The following is a 20,035-nucleotide window of genomic DNA, read 5'->3' as shown; positions in this document are numbered from 1 at the left end:
CGTCGCAAAACGATGTGCTTTTTTTTATTGCCGCATTTGCGACGAAACCGGCATCAATTGGCAGCTGCTGCGCATTCTTTAAGGATTTGCAACACCGCAGCCCGCTCTTCGATTTGTGGCATATGTCCACAACCTGCAAAAATGTGGACGCCCACCTTCCCCGGCAAACCATGAGCATGAGCAACCGGGATAACACGGTCTTCGACACCGAAGATAAGCCGCACTGGCATCGCCAGCGAAGCAATGCTTGAGCGTACCTCGAAGGTTTGCGTGCCATCTGCAAAGAACCGCGCACCAATTGCTTCCTGCGTATCGCGCAGTTCTGCATCCGCAGCCTGAGTAACGGTCGCATTGATGAAAGGTCTTGTCAGATGGCTCTCATCAGCGACGAGCAGTTTCAGCCAGGGAACGATGCTGGCTTCGCTTTTCGCGCCGACGAGACCCGTTATAAATGCCCCATTGACCTGTGGTCCCAAGCCACCTGACGAAATGAGCAGCAGCGAACGCACATCGACAACACCGCGAGCCGCGGTGACAGTTGCGACCGCTCCACCAAGTGAATGTCCGACCAGAAGGCAGGATGTTACACCCAATGACGCAAGCGTTGCCTCCACGCTTGCTGCAATCTCATCTATGCTTTCAGGAACGACGCGTGGTGAATTGCCGTGTCCCGGAAGATCGAGTGCAAGGATTGGATGACCAAGCGATGCACCGGCAAACAATCCACGCCACGAGTTGAGGTCAGCGGCATAACCATGAATCAGAACAACCGGCAAACGGCCAGCTTCCCCCTCACGCAGCCAGACTGCATTGAGCTGTCCAGGTGCAAGCGGTTCAGCAGTGTTTCTCACTGGCGGTTTAGCAGCAACCGCAGCTATGGCAGGCTTCGCAATGCTGATATTGCCTTCAACGTCCTTTTTCTGCACACGACCTTTCGGACCTGAGCCTTGAACGGATTTGAGATCAATACCTGCCTCACGCGCAAGCCGACGAGCGAGCGGCGTCGCCCGCACATCATTGGCTGAACTCGGCTCAAAGTCCTGGGAGGATTTTGGTTCAGCCTGTTTTGAAGCCACCGGCTCGATGACAGCTTCTACGGGTGCAGCAGCAACTGGCTCTTCAACGACGGGTGTTGACTTGCCGTTACGCTCTTCACCTTCAGCATAAATCCAGGCGACAGCTTGACCGACAGGCACAACAGTCCCTTCAGCTGCACTGATATCCGCGATAATACCCGATGCTGGCGCATCGACTTCCATCGCCGCCTTGTCAGTCTCAATTTCAAAGAGAAGCTGACCTTTCGTGACGGTATCGCCATCTTTAGCAAACCATCGCGAAATCTGCCCCGTCTCCATATCCATATCGACCTTGGGGAGAATGACTTCCACAGCCATGGCTAGCGCACTCCTTTGGCCAGATCACGAGCGCTTTTCAGGATGTCAGGCACCTGCGGAACGGTCGCGCGTTCAAGGTCGGGATTATAAGGAATTGGCGTTTCGGCTCCGCCCAGACGCACAATCGGCGCATCGAGGTAATCGAAGGCATCGCTTTCCGCTACAATGGCAGATATTTCAGCGCCTATACCAAGGGTCTTTACTGCCTCGTAAACGCAAAGAAGCTTCGACGTCTTCTTGACGCTTTTAATGATGGTTTCACGATCAATCGGACGCACGGTGCGCAGGTCGATCACTTCAACATCAATGCCTTCCTTGGCAAGTTCAGCGGCGGCATCAAGGGCTTTGTGCACCATGATTGCCGTTGCAACGATGGTCAGATCGCGCCCTTCGCGAACCACTTCCGCCTTGCCGATTGGCACGGTGTAGAAGCCTTCAGGAACCGGACCTTTGGTCTTGTAGAGCAACTTATGCTCAAAAATCATAACCGGATCGGGATCTTCAACGGCTGCGAGCAACATGCCCTTGGCATCGTAAGGTGTCGCTGGCTGCAAAACTTTGAGACCCGGCACATGTCCCAGCCAAGCTTCAAGGCTCTGGCTGTGCTGTGCCGCAGCACCCGTTCCCGACCCTGCCGGAAACCGCATAACCAGCGGCACAGAAACCGCACCGCCAAGCATATAGCGAATTTTCGCAGCCTGGTTGACGATCTGTTCCATCGCAAGTGCTGCAAAGTCGGAGAACTGGAACTCAAAGATCGGGCGCATACCGGTCAGTGCTGCACCGACAGCAACACCTGCACCGCCCAATTCTGAAATCGGCGTGTCCATGACCCGGTCTTCACCAAAGCGATGCACCAGATCACCAGTCACCTGAAATGCGCCGCCATAGACGCCAATATCTTCACCCATCAGGAACACGCGGTCGTCGCGTTCCATGGCAATTGCCATTGCTTCCTGGATGGCTTGCGAATAGCTCAACTCACGGATTGTCGTGTCCATATTCAAATATCGTCCGTGTAAACGTCGCGGGTCAGGTTGGTCAGATCAGGTGCCGGGCTGTTCTTGGCGAACTCGATCGCGTCAGCGATTTCCTTCTCCACTTGAGCGCGGATTTCCTCAATCTCGGCGTCATTGATGAAGCCATAGGCTTTCAAGTCGGCCTCAAAATGTGCGATTGGATCGCGATCATTCTGCCAATGCTCGATTTCTTCCTTGGTGCGATAGCGGTTGCGATCACTCTTGGAATGACCACGAATGCGGTACGTCTTGTTTTCAATCAGCGTCGGACCATCGCCGCGCCGTGCGCGTTCCGTGGCTTCATTGATGGCCTCTGCTACTTCCGACAGATTGTTACCATCGACGATCACGCCGGGCATATTGTAGGCCGAGGCGCGGTCTGCAACATTGGCAACTGCTGTCGAGCGCTTGGTAGAGGTGGACATGCCGTAGCCATTGTTTTCACAAACGAAAACAACAGGAAGCTTCCAGACAGACGCCATATTGAGAGCTTCGTGGAAAGCGCCTTCATTATTTGCGCCATCACCAAAGAACGATACGACTACCTTGCCGTTTTTCTGCTTCTTGGCGGAAAGCGCAGCACCGACCGCAATCGGAATACCACCACCGACAATACCGTTCGCGCCGAGATTTCCCTTGGAAACATCGGCAATGTGCATCGAGCCACCACGGCCTTTGCAATAACCTGTTTCCTTGCCGAAAAACTCAGCAAACATACGTTTCACGTCTGCACCCTTGGCGATGCAATGGCCATGGCCGCGATGGGTCGACGTGATCATGTCATCATCATTGAGCGGCAGGCACGATCCCATCGCGCTCGCTTCCTGACCGATGGAAAGGTGCATCGTTCCGTGAATGAGACCACGCGTGTAGCTTTCTTCCGCGCCTTCTTCAAAGCGGCGGATGAGATACATCTTATGCAGTGCTTCTTTCAGTTGCTCCGGCGAATAGGTGCGGAAGGCATAAGGCAAGTTATGACGGTCACCCGTATCCTGCGGTTCGACTTTTTTGGCTTGAGCCATGATGTTTTGTCCTCACGCTCCGTAAACGAGCTTGTCTTGACGCGCGCGCAGTTCAGCAATCTTGGAACCGGGAGCCACGGCCGCATTATCGTAGGTGATAAGCTCCCCCTTCTTGATTGGCTTGGTCACGCTGCCACCCTGTAGAAGTCCACAAGGGATCGCATGGCCACTGCGCGCCTCGCCCGAAGTCATGATCCATGCGCGGTAGCAATACTCACCAATCGCATCGAGCTTTTCGCCCGGCTGCATGTCCTTCTTTGCAACCGCAGCCACTTCTGCGACCGGCTTTGAAAGCGGAACCATGTCAGGCTTGCCGTAAAGAACAACGCGGGCGCAGGTAAGCGGCACTTCGAGAGAAGTCAGGTGATATGGGCGATGGAATGTGAAATATGGACCCTTGCCCATCTTCAGGTCTTCCATGCGCTCGGAAATACGTGGATGCGACATGTCGGCGACGACAAACACGCCAGGTGCTACACCCTTCCCGATTGAATAATCAACCACACCAACTTTGGACAACACACCGCCGTCCTTTTCAGGAATCAGTGTCTTGTTGAGCTGGTCGAGCGTTGCAGCGGGACCGTGCATACCGGCTTTATCCGGAACAAGACCTGTCGCGTTGGCAATGGCGGCCATTTCGACCATGGTCTTTGAACCATCGACGAATTCCACCAGCATGCGCACGTTCATGTTACGGCGCGTGGCTTCTTCCATATATTGATCAGGAACTGCATCGATATTGAGCGGGTTGTTCTTGCCCTTGCCTGCCGCCACAATCGGATGACCCATGGCAGTCACAAACTCAATCAACTCCATGCAAGATGACGGCTCGTCACCAGCGCCCAGCGAATAGGTAACACCAAGACGTTCGGCTTCCGCTTTCAGATAGGCCCCGATTGTCACGTCTGCTTCGACATTCATCATGACCAGATGCTTGCCGTGTTCCATGGCGCGCAGGCCAATCTCTGCACCGACAGCCGGAACGCCCGTTGCGTCGATCACAACATCGATAAGATCGTTTTCGAGGATCAGATTGGCGTTATCTGTTACGGCAACCTTATGCGCTTCCATGGCGGCTGTCAGATCGGAAGCAGTCGAAACCTCACGGCCATGACCTTCTTCCTGAAAAGCAATATCGACGGCCTTCAATGCATTGGGAACGCGCAGCTCAGAAATAGCACCAACTTCGATACCCGGCATATGCGCAACGCGTGTGACAATATCCGTGCCCATTTCGCCTGAGCCAATCAGTCCGATACGGATCGGTCGCCCACTATCCGCCCGCGCCTGCATGTCACGCGCCAAACCTGTCAACGCCACATTGGTTGCCATCGTTTCCTCCTGAACGTCCCTGCAAATATTCTCGCAGTCTCCTCTGATACCCTATCGATTAATGAACATTTGTTTCTAAGTCAATACCAGTGTTCATAAACTGCACACTTCAACCCGCTCGCAAATGCCATCTTGTTATTCAACTTTAGTTTGCTATAGAATACAAATGTTCTGCCGTTTCGCACAATTCACATTTTGAAACGTCGATACGTGCGAGCTAATAATGGCGTTCTGTTAGCTCGGCGCACTTTGGGAGTGCTCCGGGGGGAGGAGAAATAAATGGACGCATTTCTGAGCGGACTAAAAACGGCAGTCGATACGCTTGGGGCAACGGTTCTGTTGCCTATCGTCATCTTCATCATTGCGGTGGTACTTGGCGCAAAGGTGGGCAAAGCCTTCCGTGCAGCCATCACCATCGGCGTTGCTTTCATCGGTATCAATCTGGTCCTGGGCTTGATGTTCACCTCTATTGGTGAAGTGGCTCAGGCAATCGTCACCAACACGGGCATCAAGCGCGATATCGTTGACGTAGGCTGGCCTTCGGCTGCAGCAATCGCCTTCGGCTCATCGGTGGGTCTTTGGGTTATTCCAGTCGGTATTCTGGTCAACATCGTGCTGCTTCTGCTTCGCTGGACACGCACGTTGAACGTCGACGTGTGGAACTTCTGGCATTTTGCTTTCGTCGGTTCGCTGGTAGTCGCTGCAACCGATAACCTGGCTTACGGCATCATTGTTGCAGCACTTGTTGCGGCCCTTTCGCTACTTTTTGCAGACTGGTCGGCGCGTGCTGTTCAGCAGTTCTACGGTGTACCGGGAGTTTCCGTGCCGCATCTGGCCTCGGCACAGATTCTGCCGATTGCAATCGTGCTCAACTGGATCATGGATCGCATTCCCGGCATCAACAAGATCAACATCAGCACGGAAACCATCGAACGTCGCTTCGGTGTATTCGGCGAACCGGTTGTGCTCGGCCTGATTATCGGTTTGGTGCTCGGCCTAATCGCTTTTTATAATGCAGGGGATTTTGGCGTCGTACTCGCGAAGGTTTTCGGCACAGGTATGACACTTGCCGCCGTTATGTTGCTTCTGCCGCGTATGGTCAAAATCCTGATGGAAGGCCTGCTTCCGGTTTCGGACGCTGCACAGGAATTTGTGCGCAAGCGCACCGGCGACCGCGAACTTCTTGTTGGTCTCGACTCGGCAATCCTTATCGGACATCCAGCCGCGATCTCGTCGTCGCTCATTCTGGTGCCTATTGCGATCATTCTTTCGGTCATCCTGCCAGGCAACCGCGTCATCCTGTTTGCCGACCTTGCCGTCATTCCTTTCATCGTCGCCATGACTGCACCGCTTCTGAAAGGAAACGTGTTCCGCATGGTCGTCGTAGGAACGATCACACTGGCAATCGGCTTCTATGTAGCCAATGCGCTTGCTCCGTTGTTTACGAGTGCTGCGGTTTCATCCGGCTTCAAGCTGCCTGAGAACGCCTTGCAGATCACTTCAGTGGTCGACGGATTCCTGTGGGTGCCATACATCATCATATCGGCCATCCAGTGGCTTGGTGCTATTGGTATCGCGGTGATCGCCGTTGTTATTGCTGCACTTTTCATGCTCTATCGCCGCAATACCCAGGCATGGGAGCGTGCGGCAGGCGCTGAGGACGAACCAGCAGACGAAATTGCCGCCTAAAATTGGCAATGATCGACACATGAAATAAAAGTCGCACGTCGAGACCGACGTGCGACCTTCTTTAAACGGAGAATGAAATGGCTGCTGGTCTGATTGATTTTCTCGACCCTCAAGCGATCGAGCTTCAGAGCGAAGCAAAAACCAATGAAGAGATCATCCGGATTCTGGCGGGTAAGCTGGAAAAGCTGGGTTATGTAAAGCCAAGCTACGCCGACGCGGTCGTAAGCCGCGAACTGACGATGCCAACAGGATTGCCGCTTGAGCGCGAAGAAAACGTTGCCGTGCCACATACTGATCCTGAGCATGTGCTTAAGGCTGGCATTGCCTTTGCGACACTGAAGTCACCAATTGAATTTGCCAATATGGAAGATCCTGAAGAGGCGGTTTCTGTTGGATATGTCTTTCTGCTTGCCATCAATGACAAGGACAAACAGATTGAAACCTTGCAGCAAATCATGGCGACAATTCAGGATCCGAATGCACTCGATAGGCTGAAGGCGGCGCGCACGCTTGAAGATATTCAAACTGCGCTGAATTAAGAGTAGATCTTAATAGCCGAATTCGAGACAACAAAAATACGACATTCGCGCGTTTCATGGAATGCACGAACACCAATTGGAGGAAACCATGGCTAGAATAAAAACAATTCTCTTCGCTTGCGGAACAGGTGTAGCGACATCTACGGCAGTCAACGCAACAGTCACCGAAGAAATGAAAAAGCGCGGGCTTACCTTCAATGCTCAGCAGGCAAAGGCCACGGAAGTAGCCTCCTTAGCTGACAATGTGGATTTCATCGTTTCAACCACGCCTATTTCCGCTTCCGTCACCAAGCCAGTCATCAAGGGTCTACCCTTCCTGACTGGTATCGGAAAAGACAAAGCGTTGGACGAGATCGAAGCCGAGCTTCGTAAATAATCTCACTCAGTTCAAAAAGCGGAAGTGGGAGACGCAGTTCCTCCACGTCAAATGATCTGAAGAAAAGCGTCGGTGTCCGGCGCTTTTATGTTTTTTGAATCACACGGATACGTTGCTCACCGCCGATATCTATAAACTGCGTGGGTGGCGGCACTTGATGCACATCATGTGTACCAAAGCTTTCGGGATAAAACGCGTAGCCTTCTGGTGCGTTGGGTGGGTTTCTATCATCGATCAGCCGACCGCCTGTCAATTCCGTCATCGGATCGGGAATGGCCGAAATCAGCCGCCGCGTATAGGGATGCGTCGGGTTCGAGAATATCCGATCCCACGGGCCACTCTCAACAATCTGGCCGAAATACATGACGGCCACCCGATCACTCATATGCTCTACGACGCTCAGATCATGGCTGATCATGATGTAGGAAAGACCAAGCCGCTCTTTGAGCTCCAGCAGCAGATTGATGATCTGTGCCCGGATCGAAACATCCAACGCTGAGACAGGTTCATCCAGCACGATAACTTTCGGATTGAGCAGCAAGGCGCGCGCAATCCCGATGCGCTGGCGTTGCCCCCCGGAAAACTCGTGCGGGAAACGTTTTGCCTGCTCGGGTTTCAATCCGACGAGGCGTAGAATTTCCTCAACCCGCCCATCAACCTCGCTACGTGATTTTACACCATGAAGCCTTAAAGGTGCTGCGAGCGATGTATAGACCGACTGGCGTGGATTGAGTGAAGCAAATGGATCTTGAAAGACCATCTGCGCCATCTTTGCCCGTTCCAGCCGCGAAGGCTCATTCTTGCCAGTGATCGGACGTCCTTCAAAATAGATCTGACCACTGGTTGGCTTCTGAAGGCCTACGATGGAGAGTGCGAGCGTAGATTTGCCACAGCCGGACTCACCCACGATGGACAAGCACTCGCCTTTATTAAGGGTCAGGCTGAGATTATTGACGGCGCGCAGCAATTGCTTGGAATGGCTGAAGATGCCGCCACTCACCGGGAAATAAACGCAGACATCATCAATTCTGACCAGTGGCTCTGCCAATTTCGTCGAATGCATATCATTCATGATGGAAACACCTCACCACACCCGCATCCTCAAGTGGCGTCCAGCCCGGCTTTTGCGCGCGGCAAATATCGGTGGCACGCGTGCAGCGCGGCTCAAATCTGCAGCCTGCCGGGAAAGCGGAAATGGAAGGCACCACGCCTTCGATTTCCTGCAGCCGTAACTGACCTTCTTTCTGGCGAGAACCAAGTTGCGGGAGCGAAGCCAGAAGTCCATGCGCATAAGGGTGCGCCGGATGGTGAAACAGACCCGCTGTTATGCGCTCCTCGACAAGATGCCCGGCATACATCACACCCACGCGACGGCACATTTTCGCAATAACACCAAGATCATGACTGATCATGAGTACGGAAGTCCCACGCGCTGTGCAAAGCTCCTGCATCAGACGAAGAATTTCCGCCTGAACCGTAACATCAAGCGCAGTCGTGGGCTCATCGGCGATCAAAAGATCAGGGTTGCATGCAAGCGCAATAGCGATCATCACTCGCTGGCGCATACCGCCCGACATCTGATGCGGATAATTTTTCACGCGTTGCTCTGGCGCTGGCACCTGAACGCTGGCAAGCGCTTCGACCGCTTTGCGCTCTGCTTCATGCCAAGTTGCACCCTGATGCAGCACGAACATTTCTGCAATCTGCCGCCCTACAGGTGAAAGCGGATTGAGTGCGGTCATCGGTTCCTGAAAGATCATCGCGATGCGATTACCACGCAGCTTTCGCATTTCGCGTGATGACATGGATCGCAAATCCTGCCCTTTGAACCGTATCGCGCCACCGGTTATCGATAGTGGTTTGCGCAGCAATCCTATCATTGACAATGCGGTGATACTCTTTCCGCAGCCGGACTCTCCAACCAAACCGAATGTTTCACCGGCACCGATTGTGAAGGATACGTCTTCAACAACATTATGCTTGGTCGAACCAGACACGATATCGATCCGCAGGTTTTCGACCTCGAGAAGTGTTTGTTCGCTCATACTTTGCGCGTCCTCATATGCGGGTCGAGCCAGTCACGAAGACCGTCACCGAACAGATTGAGACCAAGCACTGTGAAAAAGATTGCTAGACCGGGGAATACGGCTGCCCAAGGTGCATTCACGATCAACTCACGCGCATCAGTGAGCATATTGCCCCAACTAGGATCAGGAGGACTGATACCAAGACCCAGATAGGAAAGGGCAGCTTCTGCGAGGATCGCGTCACCCATTCCCAGTGTGCCGATCACAAGGATAGGTCCAATCATGTTCGGCAAGATCTGCGTAATCATGATGCGAACATCGCTATAGCCCAGCATCTTGGCGGCCTGAATGTAGCCCTGCTTCTTGAGCGAAAGGGTGGAACTGCGCGCAATGCGGCACGTCCAGGACCAGTTTGTGAGACCAAGCGCGAGCAAAAGGCTCGGCAAACCGGGGCCGAGAACAGCCATGATCGCCAACGCGAAGATCAGCGACGGGATCGCCAGCATGAGATTTGTGAGACCATTGACGAAATCGTCCCACCAGCCGCCGAAATAGCCAGCAGAAATTCCAAAACAGAGGCCAATGACCGTGTTGATGCACTGTGAGACCACACCAACGGTCAATGACACCTGCGCGCCATAGAGGATGCGCGAATATACATCGCGGCCTTGTGCGTCAGTGCCGAACCAGAATTGTGCATCGGGTGGCAGTTCTGCATTCATCAGATCGGCATCGAGAACCGGATTATAGTGCGCCAGCAATGGTGCAAATACGGCAGCGCCCACGATTACGATGCACACGAACCCGCCAAATACGAGATTGAAACGGAGCTTCATGGGCTTACTCGTGACTTATGCGCGGATCGATAACCGCGTAGAGAATATCAACAATCGTATTGATGACCAGAAACCACAATACGATCACGAGAATAGCCCCCTGTACGACGGGAATGTCGCGCAGCGAAACGCTATCAATCAGCAATGAGCCAAGGCCCGGCCATGAAAACAGCTTTTCAACCACCACGGCTTGCCCCATCATCGATCCGAATTGCAGACCGATTGTCGTAATGATTAAAACAAGCGCATTTCGCATGACGTGCCACGTCACCAGCCTGAAGCTGTTCATTCCTTTTGAACGGGCTGTGCGAATGAAATCCGCGCCCATCACTTCAAGAACAGCTGCGCGTGTTGTCCTTGCGAGAAGCGCCAGCGGTGCAACACCCAAAGTGAGTGCTGGCAGAATGATGTTGTGTATGCCGCCATTGCCGTAACCGAAACTTGGCAACCATCCAAGCGTCAGTGCAAAGAGATACATGGCAAGCAGTCCTAGCCAGAATTGCGGCAGTGAAAGGCCGGAGACCGCGCCTATCATCGTCACACTGTCGAGAATGCTTCCGGGCTTCAGCGCCGCTATAAATCCAAGTGGAACCCCAATCAGAATGGCAAATCCCATAGCTGCAAAAGCGAGTTTCAGCGTTGGCCACATGCGCTCCTGAATGAGCGAAACAACCGGCTGCCTTGATCGGTAGGACGTGCCAAGATCGAACTGTGCCAACTGCACCAGATAGTTGCCGAAACGCACATGAACAGGCTTGTCGAGACCGAACTCCTGCGTGATCTTTTCAACCATCTTCGGGTCGTTCATGCCCTTGCCGTTGGCGATAAGACCAGAAGCAATGCTGCCCGGAACGACGCTGAAAATGACGAAGATCAGGAGCGACACCGCAATGACTGTCGGTATCATCTGCAAGACGCGGCGGGCGATAAAATAGAGCACACGGTCCTCCTTTCGGATCAGCGTGAAAGACGCTGGAGCAAAGGGGATCAGTGGCCCGCCCGAAATCGAGCGGGCCGATCCAGATCAGCCGGAATTAACGACCGGACGGAACCGTGTCGTCGACCCAAAGCTTTTCATAGGACTGTACTGCGAGCTCCGCAGAGTTTGGCTGCAATCCGTGCAACCATGGCTGATGCGCCATGACGGCCTTGTTGTAGTTGAAGAACCAGACTGGCGCTTCTTCCTGCAGCAGGTTGTTGGCTTTTTTCAGCAGCGCATTCTTTTCGTCTTCTGTTTTCGCGAGTTTTGCTTCATCGACGATCTTATCAAATTCTGCATTGGCGAACTTCTGATAATTACATGCAGATTGCGGTGTCGTGGAGTAGAAGCACTGCATTGCGGTCAGCGCATCTGGGCCACTTTCGAGCGACCACATATAGGCCTGGAAATTGCCAGACGGAATTACATCCGCAAGTACGGAGGCTTCAACCGGCTTCGCTTTAACCTTGATCCCAACCTTATCCAGCATCGGGATGATCGCCTGAACGATGGTCAAGCCCCAGCTTTCGTTTTGCGTTGCCGTCAGCTCAAACTCGAAACCGTCTGGATAGCCAGCTTCAGCAAGCAAAGCTTTGGCTTTTTCAGGATCATAGGGATAAGGCTTCGCATCTTTGTCGAAGGCAGGCGACGAGTTCGGAAGCCAGCCCACGGCACGATAGGCCTTGTCCTTGACGAGGCGCTTGATGATCAGATCGCTATCAATGGCGTAGTTGATTGCTTGGCGGACACGCTTGTCCTGAAACGGCTTGAAATCCGGGTTAAAGCCAACAGCGCGGGTATAGACTTCGGCGACTTCCACCATATTCTTCGCAAGTTCAGGATCGGCAAGATAGGCAGTGTACTGCGCCGGTCCGAGCACCGCCACATCGATTTCCTTATTGCGGAACGCAACGTCACGCGCAGCAGCATCGCCCATGATCATGATGTTGATCTTTTCTGCGTATGGCTTGCCCTTTTCGTAATATTTGTCCCACTTCTCAACCGTCAAACGGGAGCCGGGGACGTATTCGGCAAACTTGTAAGGCCCAAGACCGATTGGGTGGCGCTGATATTCTTCGCTGTCGCCCTGACCGGCAGGATAAATCGCCGTGTTGTTGCGCATGAACTGATAGCCAGGATCAATTGGCTGTTTCAGCGTGATCTCAAGCGTATGGTCGTCGATCTTCTTTAGACCGGAGATTTCCTTGGCTTTGCCCTGTGTATATTCTTCGGCACCCTTGATTTCGGCAATATAGCGCGCTGGCGGGAAAGCCTTCTTCGGGTCCATTATGCGGGTGTAGCTCCAGATAATGTCGTCAGCCGTTAATGGCTTGCCATCATGGAAAAATGCATCCTGGCGCAGCTTATAGGTATAGACGAGCCTATCCTCAGAAACGCTTACATCTGTTGCCAGACCGAGTACCGGCTTGTTCTGATCCGCATCCCAATCATACAGCGTGCGATGAATGGCCTTGGCATAAAACTCGTCCTGCGTTGCAGGTGAAGCCTGAACATCAAGCGTCGAGAAGCTGTCACCATAAGGTGCAACAAAATTAATAACGCCTCCCGAACGTGGTTCGTCAGCAGCATAGGCGGCAGTACCCGCCATCAGTGCAATGGACACCGCCGCAAGCAATGTAAATTTCCTCATAGTCTTCCCCTTTTACTTTATTTTTCTTGATCCGAATGAACGTCTTCAGGCAGCGGGACCGAAGCCTCGCTGCCTGTCCTCCTTACGAACGTTCGAACACCACTTCGCCTTCGCGAATAGTGAGCATACAATGCGTGTCGTTGAGAATTTCCTGTGGTTTTGCGGTAAGCATATTGCGTGAAAACACCGCGATATCGGCTACCTGTCCCGGAACCAGTTTGCCTTTCACATCCTCCAGTTTCTGCGAAAAAGCACCGTATTCAGTATAGACCTGAAGTGCTTCTTCGATCGAAACACGCTCACGGGCATCCATCACCGTTCCCTTGCCAGTTTCGCGCGTGAGCATCGAATAGATGTTGGGGTAAGGATTTGGATGACAGACAGGCGCGTCACTTCCTGTAGCAGGTTTGAAACCGAGGTCTTTCCACGTCTTGAGTGGATAACTCGACAATGCTTTTTCTTCACCAAGCACGGAAATATACGCATCGCCAAAGTCGTAGATGAAAACCTGTTGCGGGCATGGATAGATGCCAGCCTTTTTCATCCTCTCGTGCTGTTCCGGTGTAGAGAAGCCGCAATGTTCGATACGGTGGCGACGATCAGGATCGGGATGCGCTGCAAGTGCTTTTTCGTAGGCAGTAATGAGCTGACCAATCGCTGCGTCACCGATTGCGTGGCAGGCAAGCTGATAACCCTTCTTGTGGGCATCAAGTACCAGTGCTTCCAGTTCCGCATCCGGTAATATCTGCACGCCGATATTATTATCGTCGCCGAGATAAGGCTTGCTCATCCATGCGGTCCGCCCACCTGCCGAGCCATCAAGGAAAATCTTGACTGCACCAATCGTCAGCATGTCATCACCGCCCCCGGACACCAATCCGGCTTCGTAACATTTCTCCACAATTGATGGGCCAGGATCACCCAACAGAACCAGCCAAGTGCGCACCGGCAACCGTTTCTGAAGTTTCGCGATATTATAGGCGCGAATTTCGTCAAAGCCTGCAACCTGCCCAACGGCTGCATCCATAACACTGGTAATGCCATATGAAAGCAACAGATTACCAGCAGCCTCAATGGCTTCGATCATTTCTTCCGTTGTTGCTTTTGGAATTGCTTTGCGAACTGCCCCTTGTGCATTTTCCGCAACCATTCCGGTCAGCACACCATTATGCTGTTCGATCAAACCGCCGTCCGGCACTGGCGATTTTTCATCGATACCGGCCAGCTCAAAAGCTTTTGAGTTGAAGATCGAAACGTGACCACAGGCACGCACCAGCATCACCGGATGATTGGGTGCAACAGCGTCGAGTTCTGACTTATGTGGATGGCGACCGATGTCGAGTTTGGTCTGATCATAGCCACGAGCTCTGATCCACGTCCCCGGAGGAACCGAAGCCGCCATTTCGCGTATCGAACCAAGCAGACTTTCCAAAGTGGGTGCTGCTTGCGGTGTTGCATCAAGCCACTTGAGCGTCAGCCCAACTGAAATCAGGTGGAGATGAGAATCGTTTAATCCGGGTGTAGCGAAACGCCCCTCCAGATCGATGACTTTCGTTTTGTCACCTTTGAGAGACCAGACTTGGTCATTAGTACCGGTGGCTAGAACCTTGCCTTGCCAGATTGCCAGGGCCTCTACCGTGCCCTCTTCGTATCCACACCAGATCGTGCCGTTATGAATAATGGTATCAGCACGCAATTCGGGCATTACAACAGACATTCAGCGATCCCCTCCCTAAGTCACGCCTTCATATAAGAAGATCAGAGTTCCATCGATGGATCAACCGTGCAAGCCTTTGATATGACAAATTTTGTGGGGGTAATTTATTCAAAACGACGAAGCTGCCGTCGTTTTGTTGAAACATTTGCAAAGGTCAAAAATCAAAAACAACGAAATAAAAGTATTACGGCCTTATTGCACTGCTCATTGATCAGCTTTAACCAACCGCTTCGCATTACATGCTTGACCAACCATGGTCATGGCAGGCAAAGCAAAGTTATATTGTTTGGGATCAAGAGTTGAACATTCTGTTTGATAAAGCCGAGGCGAAGTTTGCCGATAAGGTGGTTTTGGAACCGCTTTCGCTTGAGCTTTCAGAACGGCGCATTGGTATCATTGGCCTCAATGGATCAGGTAAGTCCACCTTTTCACGCATGGTGAATGGGCTGGTTTTGCCATCGTCAGGACGCGTTCTGACAAATGGCCATGACACAGCAATTGACGGAGCGAAAGTGCGCGCGGCGGTTGGCTATATCTTTCAGAACCCCGCGAACCAGATCGTACTGCCACTAATCAAAGACGACGTTGCATTAGGCCTGCAATCGCGTGGGCTGAGCAAGCAAGAATTGGCGAACACGGTTTCAGCGGTACTTGATCGCATTGGGATAGCGCATCTGTCCGAACGCCGCGCACATGAGCTATCCGGAGGTGAGTTGCAGCTCGCAGCGCTCGCTTCGGTTCTGGTCACGGAACCTGATATTGTCATCATGGACGAACCGACCAATCAGCTCGACTTGAAGAACAGAAATATAGTGGAGCGGACCATCCGTGAACTTAAGGAAAATGTTATCGTGGTCAGCCACGATCTAACCTTGTTGTCGGGCTTCGACCGTGTGCTGCTTTTCCATCAGGGTAAACTCGTCGAGGATGGCCCCGCTGATGAGACGATTGCGCATTATCTGGCGTTAGTCTCATGAACTTCTATGAAGCGCGCGGAAATGGACCAATCCATCGACTGCCACCAGCAATCAAACTCATTGCTCTTTTCGGGTTAAGTGTCGTTCTCTTCATGATCAACACTCCGGTTGCACTTGGAATTTTAACTGCTCTCGTGGCGTTCAGTTCCCTCGCCTTTTGTCGTTCGGCGGTCGTTCAATGGCTAAAATCTTGGCCACTCTTACTGACGATTGCCGTTGTCGTTGTTTGGACTGCCTATGCCAACAGTTTTGAAGCGGCTTCAATCGTTCTGATGCGGCTGGGATCATTGAGCCTTTTTGCAACCGTCATTACGGCCACAACAACGATTGGTCAGTTCATCGACACGATAACCAGAGCCGCACAACCATTTGAAGCAATTGGTATAGGCAACGCTCGTGACATTGGATTAGCGATTGGGCTCGTTATTCGCTTCGTGCCTGAGGTTCATGCACGCTATAAATCGGTAGCGGAAGCTCACCGCGCGCGGGGATTAAAAATGCGGCTATCCACGGTTATCGTACCGATGGTAATTGGCACGATGCAAAGTGCGGATGAAATTGCAAACGCTATTGATGCGAGATGCATTCGTTCGCAGCAGCGCAAACACAATTAGACAGGTAGGCGCGCCGCCGCTTACAGCCACAATATCGTCAGTAAGAAGGTACACGACGTGCAAACGAGATCTTTGGTTATGATCGCGCTGTTTACAGCAATCATCGTGGTGCTGGGCTTGATACCACCGATTATGCTCACCTTCGTACCTGTACCTATTCATGCCCAGAGTCTGGGTGTCCTGCTCGCCGGTGTGGTGCTCGGCGCCCGCGGTGGAGCGCTGTCCGTCTTACTTCTGATAGCACTCGTCGCAATTGGCTTACCTGTTCTTTCCGGAGGCAGAGGCGGCCTCGGCATCTTCTTCAGCCCAACCGCTGGATATCTGGTGGGCTTCTTGCCTGCGGCCTTTGTGACAGGCTGGATTTCAAACAAAGTGGCCCAAAGCACGATCGGTGGCTGGAAAACCTTCGCAGGCTTTTTCATCGCTGCAACGGTCGGCGTTATTATCGACCACATCTTCGGTGTCGCATGGCTTGTCGCCTATGTCGGCCTCTCCCCGTGGAGCGCCATAATTGGAGATTTGGCCTTCGTGCCCGGTGATCTCCTCAAAGCAGCGATTGCAGCTTATGCAGGACAGTTCATCTTCGTAAACTTTGGAAATCGGACCCGCGATATCTAACCTCACTCCTTCCATGCAAGGTTAGCCGCACTGGTCTTTCCAGGGAGTTGCATTGCCGCAACTCCCCGGGACAATAAGGCGACCAATCCCTCTGAACCAAAAGCAAGAATTATACACGCAATCTTTGCGCAATGTTTGTGATTCAACTAGCGGGACGTTTAAGGACACGCTAAATAAGCTGTGGGACGGCAGAAAGCCGTGGGAGGGGATAATGAAAAAGCCTGAGATGCTGCTATCGAGCAGCTCTATATTGACGCTCGCATTTCTGATGAGCATATCGGCATTGGATACTGCCGCAGCCAATTGCAGTTTACCGGGTGGATCGCCCCCTTGCTTTGCAAGCATGGCACCTTCTCTGCTGCCAGTAACGGTAGATGAAGGCGCGGTTGAGATAAATGGTTTCCAGGTATCTCATCCGAGTGACAACGCAATCGTCGGAACGACGAGCGGCAAACAAGCCAGCCTTGTCATTTCTAACGGTGGCACCCTCGAAAACCTGCGTGGTATCGTCGGTGACGTTGCAGGTTCTGAAGGCGAAGTCCTTGTCACTGGACCAAACTCTGCTTGGAACAATATCGAGCGGCTCATAGTTGGCAATGACGGCGTCGGCACTCTGTCGATTGAAAAAGGCGCAAAGGTTACAAGCGGTCCTTTCTCAGCTGTTGGCTGGGGTGCAGGATCGGTCGGCAACACTACAATCACTGGCACCGGATCACATTGGTCTTTCGACTATGCAATGGATATCGGTTCCGGCGGAAAAGGCACTATGACCATCGCGGACGGCGGCGCTCTCAGTGGAGACGACCTCTTCGTCGGTTATGACACTGACGGTCAAGGCAGCTTGCTTCTTAAGGATAAAGGCTCGTCAATCGACGTCAACGAGTTCTATGTCGGCTTCTATGGCAAAGCCGACGTTAAGGTGGAAAATGGCGCCGAACTCAAAAGTGCACGAATTCGCCTGGCTACGCAGGCTGGCTCAGAAGGTTTGCTTGAAGTAAGCGGCAAAGGTACTGTCGTAACGACCGGCCCTATTCTGGCAGGAACTTCCGGGAAGTCCGACATCATCGTGCGCGACGGTGGAGCGCTGAACACCAATTCTCTCAGAATGGGGATTCTCGCCGGCTCTAATTCGTCCGTCACAATTTCCGGCTCAAATGCCAAGCTCAACGCCGATGAAATCTGGTTTGGAAACGGCAAATCAACGCTCGATTTCCGTCACAACAATGAGCTTTACGAATTCTCCGGGAAATTGATCAGCAAGCACATTGATGGCAATACGTGGAAAGACGGTATTACCGTTGGAACCCATGAACTGCATCAGAGTTCTGGCAACACACTTTTGTCGGGCGACAATTCGCTTTTCCAAGGCAAGACCTATGTTGAAGGCGGCACATTGCTGATCGGCAACAAGCTTGGTGGCGACGTACTTGTCAGCGGTGGTGGTGCGTTAGGCGGCTCAGGCGCGATTGGAACAACCGATGCGCTTTCGTCTGTGACAATTGCTTCAGGAGGCATCCTTGCACCGGGCAATCTGAACGGGGGACTGACAATCAATGGCGATCTGATTTTTGCCGCTGGCTCGTCCTATCAGGTCAATGTTGACCCAAAAAGCAATGCATCTGATCATGTTTACGTTTCTGGCAAAGCTTCGCTCAATGGTGGCTCCGTGCTCCATGTTGGTGCAAGCGGCAACTATAACCCTTTTTCGACCTATCGCATCCTGACCGTTGGAAATGAACTAACCGGCACATTCAACGGCGTAACCTCAACCTTCGCATTCCTGACACCTGAGCTTATTTATGACTATGCGAAAAAAACGGTCGATCTAAAGTTATCGCGGAACGATATGAAATTTGCCAACAAGGCTATGACCGCAAATCAGCGGTCATTGGCCGGTGCCTTGGACACCCTCAAGGCTGATGGGAACGCACTTTACACCGCTCTTGTTACTTTGGGCGACGATCAAGCAACAATCCAGAGCAGCTTTGATGCATTATCCGGCGAAGTGCATGCATCAGCTAAATCAGCACTGATCGAAAATACCCTGCTGACACAGAATGCTATAACCAATCGCTTGCGCTCTGCTTTCAATGAGCCTGTCGCAACGCCTTCAATCGAGCCTCTTGGCTACGGACCAGAGAGCAAGCAGCCTGCGGCATTTAACAGCGTTGTCGATAAAGACAGAGTAGCCGCGACTTATGGTGGGTGGGCGCAAGGCTATGGCCACTGGCTTAAACAGGACGGCAATAGCAATGTCGGCGAATTCAGCGCTTCGTCAGGCGGTTTCGTGGCAGGTGTAGACACCACTATCGCTGATAGCTGGCGTGTCGGCGTGCTGGCAGGCTATGGACAGACAAGCTTTCACAGCAATGACCGTGCTTCATCGGGCAATAGCGACAATTATACGCTTGGAGCCTATGCAGGATCGCAATGGGCGATGTCGCATGGCGTACTCGCGTTCAGTTCCGGCATCGCTTACACTTGGCATCAGCTGGAAACAGAGCGATCTGTTGCTTTTAACGGGTTCTCTGATCGTCTAAACGCAGATTATGATGCCGGCAGCCTGGTTGCCTTTGGTGAACTTGGCTACAAAATCGCAGCTGGCAGAAGCACTTTTGAGCCTTATGCCAATTTGACGAATGTCTATCACAAAACCAATGGTTTTAATGAAACCGGCAATACACTTGCTGCGTTGAATGTAGATTCCGACAAGACCAACACCGTCTTTACAACACTTGGTCTGCGCGCGGCGACGACGTTTGATCTGGGCAACATTTCACCGAAAGCAAGAGCCGATATTGGCTGGCGACACGCGTATGGTGACGTCGATTCAGAATCGTCAGCACGTTTCACGGGTTCCGACATCTTCACTGTTGGGGGAACTCCCGTGGCAAAAGACGTCGCTACGCTTGAGGCAGGGCTGGACTTCAATCTGCTGCCATCGACAGTTCTTGGGGTCGCCTACACCGGTCAGTTTGCCAAGGATGTGAAGCAGAACGGTTTCAATGTAAAACTGGCTGTTTCGTTCTAAATCAGCCAATTTACAACTTATGGGTCTGGTGGCGCGTAATGCACCACCAGACCCTTTTTACAACTAAATTTTTCATCTCGTATCATGGATAAAAGCTTGCATTTAAGTTGCCTTTTGATGCCTCAAAAGAATATCCAGTCTCCAAAGCTGAGATTATCAAATATTATTTTTTTCAACCACTGAGCATCGAATATTATGGTTATACGCCCGTAAT

General features: G+C 52.4%; 17 protein-coding genes. 7 read left to right on the top strand and 10 right to left on the bottom strand.

The genetic code is table 11. The features are described 5' to 3' along the window. Positions 1 to 53: 53 nt before the first annotated feature. The 4 genes from RT142_RS05215 to RT142_RS05200 are packed head-to-tail and all read right to left on the bottom strand — an operon-like array spanning position 54 to position 4,767. Positions 54 to 1,394, bottom strand: coding sequence for an acetoin dehydrogenase dihydrolipoyllysine-residue acetyltransferase subunit (locus RT142_RS05215; RefSeq protein ID WP_105519443.1), 1,341 nt, complete (start codon positions 1,392 to 1,394; stop codon positions 54 to 56). A gap of 2 nt (positions 1,395 to 1,396) precedes the next feature. Continuing rightward, positions 1,397 to 2,395 (bottom strand): alpha-ketoacid dehydrogenase subunit beta, encoded by a 999-nt coding sequence (locus tag RT142_RS05210; protein ID WP_007878559.1) that lies wholly within the window; start codon positions 2,393 to 2,395, stop codon positions 1,397 to 1,399. 2 nt (positions 2,396 to 2,397) lie between these two features. Further along, complete coding sequence (locus tag RT142_RS05205) at positions 2,398 to 3,435, bottom strand: thiamine pyrophosphate-dependent dehydrogenase E1 component subunit alpha (protein ID WP_064321569.1); 1,038 nt, start codon at positions 3,433 to 3,435, stop codon at positions 2,398 to 2,400. Positions 3,436 to 3,447: 12 nt separating this feature from the next. Then, the gene (locus RT142_RS05200) at positions 3,448 to 4,767 is read right to left on the bottom strand and encodes an NAD(P)H-dependent oxidoreductase (RefSeq protein ID WP_112806068.1); all 1,320 of its coding nucleotides are present in this window, start codon (positions 4,765 to 4,767) and stop codon (positions 3,448 to 3,450) included. A gap of 279 nt (positions 4,768 to 5,046) precedes the next feature. Between RT142_RS05200 and RT142_RS05195 the strand changes: the two genes are divergently transcribed. From RT142_RS05195 to RT142_RS05185, 3 genes are all read left to right on the top strand, one after another. Beyond that, positions 5,047 to 6,456 (top strand): PTS galactitol transporter subunit IIC, encoded by a 1,410-nt coding sequence (locus RT142_RS05195; RefSeq protein ID WP_007878549.1) that lies wholly within the window; start codon positions 5,047 to 5,049, stop codon positions 6,454 to 6,456. A gap of 77 nt (positions 6,457 to 6,533) precedes the next feature. Then, a complete protein-coding gene (locus RT142_RS05190) occupies positions 6,534 to 6,995 on the top strand; it encodes a PTS sugar transporter subunit IIA (protein WP_007878548.1) in 462 nt (153 codons plus the stop codon). A gap of 88 nt (positions 6,996 to 7,083) precedes the next feature. Continuing rightward, complete coding sequence (locus tag RT142_RS05185; RefSeq protein ID WP_079213033.1) at positions 7,084 to 7,371, top strand: PTS sugar transporter subunit IIB; 288 nt, start codon at positions 7,084 to 7,086, stop codon at positions 7,369 to 7,371. An 85-nt stretch (positions 7,372 to 7,456) separates the two neighbouring features. Here RT142_RS05185 and RT142_RS05180 read toward each other — a convergent pair whose 3' ends face one another. From RT142_RS05180 to RT142_RS05155, 6 genes are all read right to left on the bottom strand, one after another. After that, positions 7,457 to 8,443, bottom strand: a complete 987-nt coding sequence (locus tag RT142_RS05180) for an ABC transporter ATP-binding protein (protein WP_105519438.1) — start codon at positions 8,441 to 8,443, stop codon at positions 7,457 to 7,459. Continuing rightward, positions 8,436 to 9,416 (bottom strand): ABC transporter ATP-binding protein, encoded by a 981-nt coding sequence (locus RT142_RS05175; RefSeq protein ID WP_007878545.1) that lies wholly within the window; start codon positions 9,414 to 9,416, stop codon positions 8,436 to 8,438. Before RT142_RS05175 ends, RT142_RS05180 begins: the two co-directional genes overlap by 8 nt. Next, positions 9,413 to 10,234, bottom strand: a complete 822-nt coding sequence (locus tag RT142_RS05170; protein WP_007878544.1) for an ABC transporter permease — start codon at positions 10,232 to 10,234, stop codon at positions 9,413 to 9,415. The genes RT142_RS05175 and RT142_RS05170 overlap by 4 nt, the downstream gene beginning before the upstream one ends. 4 nt (positions 10,235 to 10,238) lie before the next feature. Beyond that, complete coding sequence (locus RT142_RS05165) at positions 10,239 to 11,174, bottom strand: ABC transporter permease (protein WP_313027799.1); 936 nt, start codon at positions 11,172 to 11,174, stop codon at positions 10,239 to 10,241. Positions 11,175 to 11,268: 94 nt separating this feature from the next. Beyond that, positions 11,269 to 12,864 (bottom strand): ABC transporter substrate-binding protein, encoded by a 1,596-nt coding sequence (locus tag RT142_RS05160; RefSeq protein ID WP_313027798.1) that lies wholly within the window; start codon positions 12,862 to 12,864, stop codon positions 11,269 to 11,271. 82 nt (positions 12,865 to 12,946) lie between these two features. Further along, the gene (locus tag RT142_RS05155; RefSeq protein ID WP_409558569.1) at positions 12,947 to 14,569 is read right to left on the bottom strand and encodes an amidohydrolase; all 1,623 of its coding nucleotides are present in this window, start codon (positions 14,567 to 14,569) and stop codon (positions 12,947 to 12,949) included. A gap of 311 nt (positions 14,570 to 14,880) precedes the next feature. On the opposite strand from RT142_RS05155, the gene RT142_RS05150 reads away from it, so the two are divergent. From RT142_RS05150 to RT142_RS05135, 4 genes are all read left to right on the top strand, one after another. After that, positions 14,881 to 15,558 (top strand): energy-coupling factor ABC transporter ATP-binding protein, encoded by a 678-nt coding sequence (locus RT142_RS05150; RefSeq protein ID WP_039860634.1) that lies wholly within the window; start codon positions 14,881 to 14,883, stop codon positions 15,556 to 15,558. Then, a complete protein-coding gene (locus tag RT142_RS05145; RefSeq protein WP_007878534.1) occupies positions 15,555 to 16,172 on the top strand; it encodes an energy-coupling factor transporter transmembrane component T family protein in 618 nt (205 codons plus the stop codon). Before RT142_RS05150 ends, RT142_RS05145 begins: the two co-directional genes overlap by 4 nt. Positions 16,173 to 16,250: 78 nt before the next feature. After that, the gene (locus RT142_RS05140; RefSeq protein WP_210346718.1) at positions 16,251 to 16,790 is read left to right on the top strand and encodes a biotin transporter BioY; all 540 of its coding nucleotides are present in this window, start codon (positions 16,251 to 16,253) and stop codon (positions 16,788 to 16,790) included. A gap of 211 nt (positions 16,791 to 17,001) precedes the next feature. After that, entirely contained in the window at positions 17,002 to 19,821 is a 2,820-nt protein-coding gene (locus tag RT142_RS05135; protein ID WP_113158393.1) for an autotransporter domain-containing protein, read from the top strand. Positions 19,822 to 20,035 lie beyond the last annotated feature (214 nt).

Origin of the sequence: Brucella sp. (assembly GCF_032066345.1) — a bacterium.
GTDB classification, from domain to species: domain Bacteria; phylum Pseudomonadota; class Alphaproteobacteria; order Rhizobiales; family Rhizobiaceae; genus Brucella; species Brucella pseudogrignonensis.
This window is presented reverse-complemented; position numbering and strand designations above follow the sequence as displayed.

Excerpts from the sequence above, each read along its gene's own strand:
- RT142_RS05180 (WP_105519438.1), bottom strand. The coding sequence starts at position 8,443 with ATGAATGATATGCATTCGACGAAATTGGCAGAGCCACTGGTCAGAATT.
- RT142_RS05195 (WP_007878549.1), top strand. The coding sequence starts at position 5,047 with ATGGACGCATTTCTGAGCGGACTAAAAACGGCAGTCGATACGCTTGGG.
- RT142_RS05185 (WP_079213033.1), top strand. The coding sequence starts at position 7,084 with ATGGCTAGAATAAAAACAATTCTCTTCGCTTGCGGAACAGGTGTAGCG.
- RT142_RS05155 (WP_409558569.1), bottom strand. The coding sequence starts at position 14,569 with ATGCCCGAATTGCGTGCTGATACCATTATTCATAACGGCACGATCTGG.
- RT142_RS05200 (WP_112806068.1), bottom strand. The coding sequence starts at position 4,767 with ATGGCAACCAATGTGGCGTTGACAGGTTTGGCGCGTGACATGCAGGCG.
- RT142_RS05170 (WP_007878544.1), bottom strand. The coding sequence starts at position 10,234 with ATGAAGCTCCGTTTCAATCTCGTATTTGGCGGGTTCGTGTGCATCGTA.
- RT142_RS05145 (WP_007878534.1), top strand. The coding sequence starts at position 15,555 with ATGAACTTCTATGAAGCGCGCGGAAATGGACCAATCCATCGACTGCCA.
- RT142_RS05205 (WP_064321569.1), bottom strand. The coding sequence starts at position 3,435 with ATGGCTCAAGCCAAAAAAGTCGAACCGCAGGATACGGGTGACCGTCAT.
- RT142_RS05210 (WP_007878559.1), bottom strand. The coding sequence starts at position 2,395 with ATGGACACGACAATCCGTGAGTTGAGCTATTCGCAAGCCATCCAGGAA.
- RT142_RS05160 (WP_313027798.1), bottom strand. The coding sequence starts at position 12,864 with ATGAGGAAATTTACATTGCTTGCGGCGGTGTCCATTGCACTGATGGCG.
- RT142_RS05140 (WP_210346718.1), top strand. The coding sequence starts at position 16,251 with ATGATCGCGCTGTTTACAGCAATCATCGTGGTGCTGGGCTTGATACCA.
- RT142_RS05175 (WP_007878545.1), bottom strand. The coding sequence starts at position 9,416 with ATGAGCGAACAAACACTTCTCGAGGTCGAAAACCTGCGGATCGATATC.
- RT142_RS05135 (WP_113158393.1), top strand. The coding sequence starts at position 17,002 with ATGAAAAAGCCTGAGATGCTGCTATCGAGCAGCTCTATATTGACGCTC.
- RT142_RS05215 (WP_105519443.1), bottom strand. The coding sequence starts at position 1,394 with ATGGCTGTGGAAGTCATTCTCCCCAAGGTCGATATGGATATGGAGACG.
- RT142_RS05190 (WP_007878548.1), top strand. The coding sequence starts at position 6,534 with ATGGCTGCTGGTCTGATTGATTTTCTCGACCCTCAAGCGATCGAGCTT.